Below are 12,483 nucleotides of genomic sequence, written 5' to 3'. Positions count from 1 at the left end.
GTTGCAGTGCAACAAAGATAGGAATGGACAGACGCCGTTAACAGAGGGGCTTAGGCAAGGCTGCCATGCGGCTGGCGCATGGATGCCGCTGTTTTCCCCAGCCTTGCATTTTGCCGCCGCCATTGTTATATCGGCTTCAAATTCTTGGTCGGTATGACGAAGAGTGGGTCCACCCGGTCCCGCTCTTTTTTGTTACCGGCCGGCGCCTAGAGATTCGAGCGACAGAGACCGGATGACCTTGACCGAGACCGACGGCGACGACCGTATCGTCCGCGAAAGCGGCATCGATGCCCGTATCGCGCTGATCGTGCAGCCTGTGCTGCGCGGCGCGGGTTTCCGCCTCGTGCGGGTGCGTCTGTCCGGCCAGCACGGCCTCACCTTGCAGGTGATGGCCGAGCGCGAGGACGGTACGATGACGGTCGAGGACTGCGAGGAAGTCAGCCGCGCGATTTCGCCGGCGCTCGACGTCGACGATCCGATCGAGAAAGCGTATCATCTGGAAGTGTCCTCGCCGGGCATCGATCGCCCGCTTGTGCGCAAGTCGGATTTCACCACCTGGGCCGGCCATCTGATCAAGATGGAGACCTCGGTCATGATCACCGACCGCAAGCGCTTCAAGGGCAAGATCGCCGAAGCCGATGATGATGGCATTCTGCTCGAGCGCGACAAGGCGGCCTATGGCGAGGAGCCGACGGTGCGCATTCCTTACGACGCGATCGCCGAAGCGCATTTGGTGCTGACCGACGACCTCATCCGCGAAGCCCTGTCGAAGGACAACCGGGCGCGCAAGGATGCCAAGAAACATCGCGGCGACAATGACGACGCCGCAGACGAAACTGAAATCGAGAAGTGATTGAACGGCCGCCGATGCCGGCGGCCCCGTTCAGGGAGACAAAAATGGTTGTAAGCGCCAACAGGCTCGAACTGCTGCAGATCGCCGACGCGGTCGCCCGCGAGAAGTCGATCGACAAGTCGATCGTCATCGCCGCGATGGCCGATGCGATCCAGAAGGCCGCGCGTTCGCGTTACGGCCAGGAGACCAACATCCGCGCCGACATCAACCCGAACACCGGCGAGATGAAGCTGCAGCGCCTGATGGAAGTTGTCGAAAAGGTCGACGACTACGCCATCCAGATCGCGTTGTCCTCGGCCCGCGAACGCAATCCCGACGCCCAGCTCGGCGACTTCATCGCCGAACAGCTGCCGCCCATGGATTTCGGCCGCATCGCCGCCCAGTCGGCCAAGCAGGTCATCGTGCAGAAGGTGCGCGAGGCCGAGCGCGACCGCCAGTATGACGAATACAAGGATCGCATCGGCGAGATCGTCAACGGCACCGTCAAGCGCGTCGAATACGGCAACGTCATCGTCGATCTCGGCCGTGGCGAGGCGATCATCCGTCGCGACGAGCTGATCCCGCGTGAAAACTACAAGTATGGCGACCGCGTCCGCGCCTATGTCTACGACGTGCGCCGCGAACAGCGCGGCCCGCAGATCTTCCTGTCGCGTACCCATCCGCAATTCATGGCGAAGCTGTTCACCATGGAAGTGCCGGAAATCTACGACGGCATCATCGAGATCAAGTCGGTTGCCCGCGACCCCGGTTCGCGCGCCAAGATCGCCGTCATCTCGCGCGACTCGTCGATCGACCCGGTCGGCGCCTGCGTTGGCATGCGCGGTTCGCGCGTCCAGGCGGTCGTCGGCGAGCTCCAGGGCGAAAAGATCGACATCATTCCGTGGTCGCCTTCGGCAGCCTCCTTCATCGTCAACGCCTTGCAGCCGGCTGAAGTCGCCAAGGTGGTGCTGGACGAGGATGCGGAACGCATCGAAGTGGTGGTGCCGGACGACCAGCTGTCGCTGGCCATCGGCCGCCGCGGCCAGAACGTGCGCCTCGCCTCGCAGCTGACCGGCTGGGACATCGACATCCTGACCGAACAGGAAGAGAGCGAGCGCCGCCAGAAGGAATTCGTCGAACGCTCCAACCTGTTCATGGAAGCACTCGACGTCGACGAGATGGTCGGACAGGTGCTGGCTTCGGAAGGCTTCACCTCGGTCGAGGAAGTGGCCTATGTCGATGCCGGCGAAATCTCCTCGATCGACGGTTTCGACGAGGACACTGCCACCGAAATCCAGAACCGCGCCCGCGATCATCTGGAGAAGGTCGAGGCCGAACACGACGCCGCCCGCAAGAAGCTGGGCGTCAAGGACGAACTGCGCGAGATCTCCGGCATCACCACCGCCATGATGGTGACGCTTGGCGAGGACGGCGTGAAGACGATCGAGGATTTCGCCGGCTACGCCGCCGACGATCTCGTCGGCTGGAAGGAACGCAAGGACGGCGAGACCAAGGTGTTCCCGGGTGTGCTGGCCGCGCACGGCGTCTCCAAGGCCGACGCCGAGCAGATGGTTCTGGCAGCACGCCTCAAGGCAGGCTGGATCACCGAAGAAGAAGCTCAAGCCGAGGCTGCTGAAGCCGAAGCCGTCGGCGAATAAGATGAGACCGGCTGGAGCAACCCTTGCCCGAGATGAACGATCGCACCTGCATCGTCACAAGGAAGACCGCCGAAACGGATGAATTGATCCGTTTCGTCGTCGGCCCGGATTCGGCCGTCGTTCCAGATCTCAAAAGGGTTCTCCCAGGCCGTGGCTGCTGGGTCAGCGCCGATCGCGCCACGATCGACAAGGCAGCGGCCAAGGGGCACTTCGCCCGCGCGTTCAAGAAACAGGTAATCGTCCCGCCGGAACTCGGCGCGATGATCGATGGGCTGCTCGTAAGGTCGGCGCTGGGTTCGCTCGGCCTTGCCCGCAAGGCCGGCGCCGTGGCGCTTGGCGCGGCCAAGGTGGACGGCGCCGTGCGCTCGGGCAAGGCATTGCTCGTCCTTCATGCTTTCGAAGCCTCCGACGACGGCGTGCGCAAGATCACCCAGGCGCGCCGTGCAACTGTCCATCTCGGTGGGCCCGCCATCCCCGTTTACAAACTTTTCCCTGAAGCGGATTTGAGTTTGGCAATGGGGGGGGCAAATGTGATACATGCTGCCGTTCTCGCGAGCGACGCGGGTAAGGCGGCCGTGAAGCGCATGGTTGCGCTCGACCGTTACCGGGGCGGTTCTCCGGACGATCTGGCAATGATTGCGGCTGTTGCCGGCGATGATGATGCCGCAGAGGATATGGAATGAGCGATACGAATTCGGGCGATGACAAGACGTTGAACGTTACGCCCAAGAAGACACTGACGCTGAAGCGCCCGGGCATCGAGCAGAGCACGGTGCGCCAGAACTTCTCGCACGGCCGCACGAAGTCGGTTGTCGTCGAGACCAAGCGCAAGTTCGTCAAGCCGGGCGAGCAGGCGGCGCCTGCTGCGCAGTCCGTGTTCACGCCCAAGCCAGCAGCGCCGGCGCCGCAGCCGCAGCCACAACCGCAGCAGGCCGCGCCGGTCGTGCAGGAGCCGCGGCGCCCGCCGCCTCAACCCGATCGCGGCGGCATGGTGCTGAACGAACTCTCGCGCGGCGAGATGGAAGCCCGTCGCCGGGCGCTCGAAGGCTCCCAGGCGCGCGAGGTTGAAGACCGTCAGCGCGCCACCGAGGAAGCCAAGCGCCGCGCCGATGAAGAAGAGCGCCGCAAGCGCGAACGCGAAGACTCTGCCCGCCGCCAAGCCGAGGAAGAAGCCCGTATCAAGGCCGAAGCCGAAGCCCGTCGCCGCGCCGAGGAAGAGGCGCGCCGCCGCGCGCCGCAGACCGCCGAACAGGTGGCCGCCGAAGAGGAAGAAGAAGCAAAGCCCCGCAGTCGCGGCGCTACGCCTTCGACCGCCTTGCCGCCGCGCCGTCTCGCCACGCCCGAACTGGCGCGCCCTGCCAAGCCGACCAAGGCCGAGGAAGACCGTCGTCGCGGCAAGCTGACGCTCAACACGGCGCTGTCCTCGGAAGATGGCGCCGACCGCGCGCGCTCGCTGTCGGCCATGCGTCGCCGTCAGGAGAAGTTCAAGCGCGCCATGCACAACGAGCCGCGCGAGAAGGTCGTGCGCGAAGTGACGGTGCCTGAAACCATCACCATCCAGGAACTGGCGCAGCGCATGTCCGAGCGCGCGGTGGATGTGGTCAAGTACTTCATGAAGCAGGGCCAGATCCTGAAGCCGGGCGATGTCATCGACGCCGACACCGCCGAGCTGGTGGCTTCCGAATTCGGCCACACCGTCAAGCGCGTTGCCGAGTCCGACATCGAGGAAGGCCTGTTCAACATCGCCGACCACGCGGAAGATCTGGTGACGCGGCCGCCGGTGGTGACCATCATGGGTCACGTCGACCACGGCAAGACCTCGCTGCTCGACGCTATCCGTCACGCCAATGTCGTCTCGGGCGAAGCCGGTGGCATCACCCAGCATATCGGCGCCTATCAGGTCGAGCGGAACGGTCAGAAGATCACCTTCATCGACACGCCCGGCCACGCCGCCTTCACGGCGATGCGTGCTCGTGGCGCGCAGGCGACCGACATCGCCATCCTCGTGGTGGCGGCCGACGACAGCGTGATGCCGCAGACGATCGAATCGATCAGCCATGCCAAGGCAGCCGGCGTTCCGATCATCGTGGCCATCAACAAGGTCGACAAGCCTTCCGCCGATCCGCAGAAGGTGCGCACGCAGCTGCTCCAGCACGAAGTGTTCGTGGAATCGATGGGCGGTGAGGTGCTCGACGTCGAAGTGTCGGCCAAGACCGGCGCGGGTCTCGACAAGCTCCTGGAAGCCATCCTGCTGCAGGCCGAAATCCTCGACCTCAAGTCGAACCCGGACCGTACCGCCGAAGGCGTGGTCATCGAAGCGCGTCTCGACAAGGGCCGTGGTCCGGTCGCCACCGTGCTGGTGCAGACCGGCACGCTGATGCCGGGCGAAATCCTCGTCGCGGGCAATGAATGGGGCCGCGTGCGCGCTCTGGTCAACGACCGTGGCGAACACGTCAAGGAAGCGCCGCCGGCCATGCCGGTGGAAATCCTCGGCCTCCAGGGAACGCCTCAGGCCGGCGACCGTTTCGCGGTCGTCAACAATGAGGCGCGTGCCCGCGAGATCACCGAGTATCGTCAGCGTCTGGCCCGCGACAAGGCGGTCGCCAAGCACGCCACGCAGCGTGGTTCGCTGGAACAGATGATGTCGCAGTTGCAGGCGAGCGGGCTGAAAGAGTTCCCGCTCATCATCAAGGGCGACGTGCAGGGTTCCATCGAGGCGATCGTTGCGGCACTGGACAAGCTTGGCACCGACGAGGTCCGGGCGCGCATCGTCCATGCCGGGGCCGGCGCCATCACCGAAAGCGATATCACGCTGGCCGAGACGTCGGGCGCCGCGATCATCGGCTTCAACGTCCGTGCAAACCCGCAGGCGCGCGCCGCGGCGGAAGCCGCGGGCATCGAGATCCGCTACTACAACATCATCTACAACCTCGTGGATGACGTGAAGGACGCGATGTCGGGCCTGCTGTCGCCGGAGCGTCGCGAAACCTTCCTCGGCAATGCGGAGATCCTCGAGGTCTTCCACATCACCAAGGTCGGCAAGGTCGCTGGCTGCCGTGTCACCGAGGGCCGCGTCGAGCGTGGTGCGGGCGTACGCCTGATCCGCGACAACGTGGTTATCCACGAAGGCACGCTGAAGACGCTGAAGCGGTTCAAGGACGAAGTTCCGGAAGTGCCGGTCGGCCAGGAATGCGGCATGGCCTTCCAGAACTACGAGAACATCCTCGCTGGCGACATCATCGAGTGCTTCCGCGTCGAGATGGTGACCCGGAAGCTCTAGGCCTTAAGAAAACGATGGGAGAGCGGTTTCGCCGCTCTCCCATTTTGACAACCGTGATTGCGGTCCAATCCCGCAAACGGGATCGTTTTGAACCATGTCCGGGCTTCTCGGACCTTGTTCCGGTAGTTCGGCTTTGGCGAGACAATCCGGCATCCATGAACCGGCCGAACCGGTGTGGGCAACGATCCTGACTGAGAGATCGAGATGAGCAGACAACAATCCAATGCCCCTTCCCAGCGCATGCTGCGCGTCGGCGAACAGGTGCGCCACGCCCTATCCGAAACGCTGCAGCGCGGCGAGATCATCGATCCGCTGATCGAGAACGCGGTTATCTCCGTGTCCGAAGTGCGCATGTCGCCCGATCTGAAGATCGCCACTGCCTTCGTCGCGCCGCTCGGCACCAAGGATGAGGCAGCCGTGGTCGAGGCGCTGAACAAGCATGCGAAGTTCGTACGCGGCCGCGTCTCGGGCGCGCTGCGCCAGATGAAATACATGCCGGAATTCCGCTTCCGGCTGGATACCAGCTACGACAATTTCTCCAAGATCAACGAGCTGTTGCACTCGCCGCAGGTGGCGCGCGACCTCGGTCATGGCGAGAGCGACAGCGACGAAGGGAATGACAAATAATGGCGCGTCGCGGCAAGAAAAAGGGCCGGCCGATCTCCGGCTGGCTGATCCTGGACAAGCCGGTCGGCATGGGCTCGACCGAGGCGGTATCGAAGGTCAAATGGCTGTTCCAGGCCGAAAAGGCCGGCCATGCCGGTACGCTCGACCCGCTTGCCTCCGGCATGCTGCCGATCGCGCTGGGCGATGCCACGAAAACCGTTCCTTATGTGCAGGACGGTGCCAAGATTTATCGCTTTGCGGTCGCCTGGGGCGAGGAACGCTCGACCGACGACCTCGAAGGCCCGGTGACGAAGACCTCCGAGACGCGCCCCTCCGAGGCCGACATCCGCGCCCTGCTGCCCAACTACATCGGCGTCATCATGCAGACGCCGCCGCAGTTCTCCGCCATCAAGATCGCCGGCGAGCGCGCTTATGACCTCGCCCGTGAAGGCGAGACCGTCGAGATACCGGCGCGCGAAGTGGAAATCGGGCGTCTGGATATTGTCGAACACGGCGCCGACCGCACTATCTTCGAGGTCGAATGCGGCAAGGGCACCTATGTGCGGTCGCTGGCGCGCGACATGGGCCGCGATCTCGGCTGCTTTGGCCATATCGCTGACCTGCGCCGCACCGAAGTCGATCCGTTCACGTCGGAAGATTTCGTCACTGTCGCGGAATTGGAGGCAGCGTTGCCGCCGGTCAGCGAAGGCGAGGATGCGCCGTTTTCCGGCGTCGACCGCTTCGCGGCGCTCGATGCATTCCTGATCGACACGGCGGCGGCGCTGGAATGCCTGCCGCAAGTGGCTATCTCCGATGAGGCGGCCTCCAAGATCAGGCTCGGCAATCCAGTGATCGTGCGTGGGCGCGACGCCCCGGTCGAGGCCGAGGAAGCCTGCGCCACCGCGCGCGGCAAGCTGGTCGCCATCGGCGCCATCGAGCAGGGCATGTTCAAGCCCAAGCGGGTCTTTGCCGGTTGAGGCGTGCCCGATAATCTCCGCGTCAGGATTCGCACGAGGCCCGGATGGCAAAGGCTGAGACCGCTTCGCTTCATGTAGCGCGATCCGCACGGCGTGTGCCGGCCGGTGCTTCTCCGGGCACATTGATCGCCGATCCGGCGGCGCATCGCAGCGAGCTCCGTCTGACGCTGATGTCGCCCGACAAGGTCGAAACCATCGCCAATGCCAGCATCGACGACCTCACCGTCCATTGCGAGAAATGGCCGCTGATCTGGCTCGACTGCGTCGGCCTTGCCAACATCGCGCTGATCGAGGAGATCGGCCGCATCTTCGACCTGCACCCGCTGGCCTTGGAGGATGTGGTCAACACCGGCCAGCGGCCGAAGGTGGATTTCTTCGAGGATCATGCCTTCGTCGTCATCTCGATGATCGACGACGTCGCCACCAACCGCTACGAACAGGTGTCGGTTTTCTTCGGAAAGAAGTTCGTCATCACCTTCCAGGAGCGTGAGGGCGATCCGTTCGACCCGGTGCGCAAACGCATCGCCTCCACCGCACCCAGCCGCCTGCGCTCGCGCGGCGCCGACTATCTTGCCTATGCGCTCATCGATGCCGTGGTCGACAGCTATTTCCCCGCGGTGGATGCATCGAGCGACATCATCGACAGGGTCGAGGACGACATGATGCGCGGCCCGCAGAAACAGCAGATGCAACAATTGCACCAGCTGCGCCGGCGTACCGGCGTCTTGAAGGGTGCGCTGTGGCCGCTGCGCGACGCATTGGCCACGCTGATCCGCAGCGACGCCGCCTATGTGAAGGCCGAGACCAAGATATTTCTCAATGACACGCTGGACCACGCGCTTCGCCTGATTGAGCAGGTGGAAACCCAGCGCGACATGACGACCGGGCTGATCGAGATGCATCTTTCGCTCAGCCAGGCACGCACCAACGAGGTCATCAGCCTGCTGACCATCGTTTCGGCGATCTTCATCCCACTGACCTTCCTGGTCGGCGTGTGGGGCATGAATTTCGACCCGGCATCGTCGCCCTGGAACATGCCGGAGCTGCATTCTCGCTATGGCTACCCGGCCGCGCTGGTTTTCATGGCCGCGATCGCGTTCGGCCTGATCTCTTTCTTCAAATGGAAGAAGTGGCTGTAGGGGCAGGGCGCGTCACGCCCCCGGCTCAAGGCAGCCATGTGAATATGGGCTGGCTTTTTGCGATCATTTGCACTATACGCGCCGCAACATCGCGCCGGACTGCGTGATGATCATTGACCCTTGCTGGACGACATCCCGGCTATGGGCGCCTCGTTTCCTCCCTTTAGAAAGGAAAATACGATGTCGATTACTGCTGAACGCAAATCGGAACTGATGACCGAATTCGCAACCGCCAAGGGTGATACCGGCTCGCCGGAAGTCCAGGTTGCAATCCTTTCCGAGCGCATCAAGAACCTCACCGAGCACTTCAAGGACCACAAGAAGGACAACCACTCCCGTCGTGGCCTGCTCGCCCTCGTTTCCCAGCGTCGCAGCCTGCTTGACTATCTCAAGCGCAAGGATGACGCACGCTATCAGACGCTGATCGACAAGCTCGGTCTGCGCCGCTGACGAATTGGCCGGCGGACCCTCTCGGAGGGTCCGCCGGTCGCGCATTCGGGCCCTGAAAGGCCCGGCCCGGTTTCATCTGGCAGAGGGCCGCATGAAACCGCCCGTGGACGGTCATGGGGCAGGATTGCAGGATGCTTGGCTCGGGCGTGGCCCGCACATATTCAAGCCTCCCGTTGTCTTGCCCGTGGCTGCCCGAGAAAGGAAGCCAGGAAGGGGGCGTCGCGCATGATCGTATGGCGCGGCCCCTTCCGCATATGAAGGACAAGATATGTTCAATTACCACAAAGTCGAAATCGAATGGGGCGGCCGTCCGCTCATCCTGGAAACCGGCAAGATCGCCCGCCAGGCCGACGGCGCCGTGCTCGCCACCTATGGCGAGACCGTCGTTCTGGCCACAGTCGTTTCGGCCAAGGAGCCGAAGCCGGGCTTCGACTTCTTCCCGCTGACCGTCAACTATCAGGAAAAGACCTACGCCGCCGGCAAGATCCCGGGTGGCTATTTCAAGCGTGAAGGCCGTCCGAGCGAGAAGGAAACCCTGGTTTCCCGCCTCATCGACCGCCCGATCCGTCCGCTCTTCGCCGACGGCTACAAGAACGACACGCAGGTTGTCGTCACCGTCGTGCAGCACGACCTCGAGAACGATCCGGACATCCTGTCGATCGTTGCCACCTCGGCCGCGCTGACCCTGTCTGGCGTACCGTTCATGGGCCCGATCGGCGGCGCCCGCGTCGGCTACATCAACGGCGAATACGTTCTGAACCCGCACATCGACGAGATGCAGGAATCCAAGCTCGACCTCGTCGTCGCCGGTACGGGCGATGCCGTTCTGATGGTCGAGTCGGAAGCCAAGGAACTGCCGGAAGACGTTATGCTCGGGGCCGTCATGTTCGGCCACAAGGGCTTCCAGCCGGTGCTCGACGCGATCATCAAGCTCGCTGAAGTTGCTGCCAAGGACCCGCGCGATTTCACCCCGCCGTCCTTCGGCGACCTGGAGAAGGACATGCTCGGCGTTGCCGAGGCTGATCTGCGCGCCGCCTACAAGATCACCGATAAGCAGGCCCGTTACGCCGCTGTCGACGCCGCCAAGGCCAAGGTCAAGGCTGCCTTCACCCCGGCCGAGGGCGAGGAAGCGAAGTATTCGCCCGAGCAGGTCGCGACCGTGTTCAAGGAACTCCAGGCCAAGATCGTGCGCTGGAACATCCTCGACACCTCCGCGCGTATCGACGGCCGCGATCTCTCGACCGTCCGCCGCATCGAATCGGAAGTCGGCATCCTGCCGCGCACCCACGGTTCGGCCCTGTTCACCCGCGGCGAGACCCAGGCGATCGTTGTCGCCACGCTGGGCACCGGCGAAGACGAGCAGTATGTCGACGCGCTGACCGGCATGTACAAGGAGACGTTCCTCCTTCACTACAACTTCCCGCCCTACTCGGTCGGTGAGACGGGCCGCATGGGCTCGCCGGGCCGCCGCGAAATCGGTCACGGCAAGCTCGCATGGCGCGCCATCCGTCCGATGCTGCCGGCTACCGAGCAGTTCCCCTACACGCTGCGCGTTGTCTCGGAGATCACCGAGTCCAACGGTTCGTCCTCGATGGCCACCGTTTGCGGCACCTCGCTGGCGCTGATGGATGCCGGCGTTCCGCTGCAGAAGCCGGTTGCCGGCATCGCCATGGGACTGATCAAGGAAGGCGAGCGCTTCGCGGTACTCTCCGACATCCTCGGCGACGAGGATCACCTCGGCGACATGGACTTCAAGGTGGCCGGTACGACCAACGGCATCACCGCCCTGCAGATGGACATCAAGATCGACGGTATCACCGAAGAGATCATGAAGGTCGCGCTTGGCCAGGCCAAGGACGGCCGCCTGCACATCCTCGGCGAAATGGGCAAGGCGCTCTCCGGCGCCCGCTCGGAGCTCGGCGAGTTCGCGCCGCGCATCGAGGTCATGCACATCCCGACCGACAAGATCCGTGACGTTATCGGTTCGGGCGGCAAGGTGATCCGCGAGATCGTCGAGAAGACCGGCGCCAAGATCAACATCGAAGACGACGGCACCGTGAAGATCGCTTCCTCCAACGCCAAGGAAATCGAGGCGGCGAAGAAGTGGATCCACACCATCGTTGCCGAGCCGGAAGTCGGGGAAATCTACGAAGGCACGGTCGTCAAGACCGCCGACTTCGGCGCCTTCGTCAACTTCTTCGGCCCGAAGGACGGTCTCGTCCACATTTCGCAGCTCTCCAACGAGCGCGTCGGCAAGACCTCGGACGTCGTCAAGGAAGGCGACAAGGTCTGGGTCAAGCTGATGGGCTTCGACGAGCGCGGCAAGGTTCGCCTGTCGATGAAGGTCGTCGACCAGGCCACCGGCAAGGAAATCGTGCGCGAGAAGAAGGCGGAAGGCGAAGAAACCGCCGCCTGATAGCAGCACTTTTTGATATGAAGCGGGCGCGCCGTGAGAGTGCGCCCGTTTTCGTTTGCGGCGAGCCTCCAAGCAGGTACGAAATAGGAAGCCGGAATGCGCGATGCGCTCAAGACCTTGTTCTATCCCTTCGAGGCGGATGCGGTCCCTTTGCCTCGGAAAGGCACGCGCGCGCTGTTCCTGGGCGCCGAGCCCGGCTTTCGGCTGCCCGCAGGCTTCGAAGCTGAGCTCTTTCCCGTTCAGGGATTTCGCCCCGACTTCCGGCTGCTCCAGGCATCCGGCCATACCGTCACGCCCGAGGCGGAAGGGGTAGGCTACGACCTGGCTTTTGTCCTTGCCGGGCGTCATCGCGGTCTCAACGAGTTGCGCATTGCCGATGCTGTCGAGCGCACGGGCGAGGGCGGCTTGATCGTGGTTGCCGGCGGCAAGGAGGACGGTATCGCCTCGCTGCGAAAGCGCGTCGGCGAGCTGGTCGCGATCGACGGGCATCTGCCCAAATATCATGGCATCGCCTTCTGGTTCCGGCGGCCTGCCGGCGAGGCTATCGCCACGGTGCTCCGTGCCGCCAATCCCTCGCTCATGGTCGAGGATCGTTACGAGACGGCGCCCGGCATGTTCTCCTACGACCGGGTCGATGCGGGATCGCGCTTCCTTGCCGAGCACTTGCCGATCGACATCAAGGGCCGGGTCGCGGATTTCTGTGCGGGCTGGGGCTTCCTGTCGGCAGCGCTAGCGGAGCGCTGTTCGAACCTTGCCGGCATCGATCTCTACGAGGCCGACTACCCGTCAGTGCAGGCTGCGGGGCGTACACTGGCCCGCCTGGCGCCCGGCCTGCCGGTTCGGCTGTTCTGGCACGATCTAGCCGGCGAGCCGCCCAGCGAACGTTACGATGCGATTGTGATGAACCCGCCCTTCCATCGCGGCCGCGCAGCCGAGCCGGAATTGGGCGCCGCCATCATCCGCGCGGCAGCGAAGGCGCTGAAACCGGGCGGTCGGCTTTTCATGGTGGCGAACCGGCAGCTGCCTTACGAGCCTGTTCTGGCCGGTGCCTTTTCCAGCCATGCGGAAGTCGCCCGCAACGACGCTTTCAAGGTTCTTCTGGCCCGGCGCTGACAGGCGGGCGCT

Annotated in this window: 10 protein-coding genes; all 10 read left to right on the top strand. The window is 63.8% G+C overall.

Features of this window, described 5'->3' with window-relative positions; genetic code table 11:
• The first annotated feature begins 232 nt into the window (after nucleotides 1–232).
• Entirely contained in the window at nucleotides 233–853 is a 621-nt protein-coding gene (gene rimP / locus FZF13_RS01580; RefSeq protein WP_024922295.1) for a ribosome maturation factor RimP, read from the top strand.
• A gap of 44 nt (nucleotides 854–897) precedes the next feature.
• A complete protein-coding gene (nusA, locus tag FZF13_RS01575) occupies nucleotides 898–2,490 on the top strand; it encodes a transcription termination factor NusA (protein ID WP_024922296.1) in 1,593 nt (530 codons plus the stop codon).
• Nucleotides 2,491–2,522: 32 nt separating this feature from the next.
• Nucleotides 2,523–3,173: an RNA-binding protein gene (locus FZF13_RS01570; RefSeq protein WP_024922297.1), complete on the top strand. Its 651-nt coding sequence runs from the start codon at nucleotides 2,523–2,525 to the stop codon at nucleotides 3,171–3,173.
• Complete coding sequence (gene infB / locus FZF13_RS01565; protein WP_024922298.1) at nucleotides 3,170–5,770, top strand: translation initiation factor IF-2; 2,601 nt, start codon at nucleotides 3,170–3,172, stop codon at nucleotides 5,768–5,770. The genes FZF13_RS01570 and infB overlap by 4 nt, the downstream gene beginning before the upstream one ends.
• Nucleotides 5,771–5,974: 204 nt before the next feature.
• Nucleotides 5,975–6,397: a 30S ribosome-binding factor RbfA gene (rbfA, locus tag FZF13_RS01560; RefSeq protein ID WP_024922299.1), complete on the top strand. Its 423-nt coding sequence runs from the start codon at nucleotides 5,975–5,977 to the stop codon at nucleotides 6,395–6,397.
• Nucleotides 6,397–7,353 carry a tRNA pseudouridine(55) synthase TruB gene (gene truB / locus FZF13_RS01555; protein WP_024922300.1) on the top strand — a complete coding sequence of 319 codons (957 nt, stop codon included), beginning with the start codon at nucleotides 6,397–6,399 and terminating at the stop codon, nucleotides 7,351–7,353. The genes rbfA and truB overlap by 1 nt, the downstream gene beginning before the upstream one ends.
• 44 nt (nucleotides 7,354–7,397) lie before the next feature.
• A complete protein-coding gene (corA, locus tag FZF13_RS01550; protein WP_024922301.1) occupies nucleotides 7,398–8,492 on the top strand; it encodes a magnesium/cobalt transporter CorA in 1,095 nt (364 codons plus the stop codon).
• Between the two features lie 180 nt (nucleotides 8,493–8,672).
• Nucleotides 8,673–8,942, top strand: coding sequence for a 30S ribosomal protein S15 (gene rpsO, locus FZF13_RS01545; RefSeq protein WP_024922302.1), 270 nt, complete (start codon nucleotides 8,673–8,675; stop codon nucleotides 8,940–8,942).
• Between the two features lie 268 nt (nucleotides 8,943–9,210).
• Entirely contained in the window at nucleotides 9,211–11,358 is a 2,148-nt protein-coding gene (gene pnp, locus FZF13_RS01540; protein ID WP_024922303.1) for a polyribonucleotide nucleotidyltransferase, read from the top strand.
• Between the two features lie 96 nt (nucleotides 11,359–11,454).
• Nucleotides 11,455–12,471: a class I SAM-dependent methyltransferase gene (locus FZF13_RS01535; protein ID WP_024922304.1), complete on the top strand. Its 1,017-nt coding sequence runs from the start codon at nucleotides 11,455–11,457 to the stop codon at nucleotides 12,469–12,471.
• Nucleotides 12,472–12,483: the final 12 nt, after the last annotated feature.

It is taken from the genome of Mesorhizobium terrae (assembly GCF_008727715.1).
Taxonomy (GTDB): Bacteria; Pseudomonadota; Alphaproteobacteria; order Rhizobiales; family Rhizobiaceae; genus Mesorhizobium; species Mesorhizobium terrae.
This window is presented reverse-complemented; position numbering and strand designations above follow the sequence as displayed.

Bases quoted from the DNA above. Each gene is read 5' to 3' on its own strand.
- rimP (WP_024922295.1), top strand. From the start codon at position 233: ATGACCTTGACCGAGACCGACGGCGACGACCGTATCGTCCGCGAAAGC.
- nusA (WP_024922296.1), top strand. From the start codon at position 898: ATGGTTGTAAGCGCCAACAGGCTCGAACTGCTGCAGATCGCCGACGCG.
- FZF13_RS01570 (WP_024922297.1), top strand. From the start codon at position 2,523: ATGAACGATCGCACCTGCATCGTCACAAGGAAGACCGCCGAAACGGAT.
- infB (WP_024922298.1), top strand. From the start codon at position 3,170: ATGAGCGATACGAATTCGGGCGATGACAAGACGTTGAACGTTACGCCC.
- rbfA (WP_024922299.1), top strand. From the start codon at position 5,975: ATGAGCAGACAACAATCCAATGCCCCTTCCCAGCGCATGCTGCGCGTC.
- truB (WP_024922300.1), top strand. From the start codon at position 6,397: ATGGCGCGTCGCGGCAAGAAAAAGGGCCGGCCGATCTCCGGCTGGCTG.
- corA (WP_024922301.1), top strand. From the start codon at position 7,398: ATGGCAAAGGCTGAGACCGCTTCGCTTCATGTAGCGCGATCCGCACGG.
- rpsO (WP_024922302.1), top strand. From the start codon at position 8,673: ATGTCGATTACTGCTGAACGCAAATCGGAACTGATGACCGAATTCGCA.
- pnp (WP_024922303.1), top strand. From the start codon at position 9,211: ATGTTCAATTACCACAAAGTCGAAATCGAATGGGGCGGCCGTCCGCTC.
- FZF13_RS01535 (WP_024922304.1), top strand. From the start codon at position 11,455: ATGCGCGATGCGCTCAAGACCTTGTTCTATCCCTTCGAGGCGGATGCG.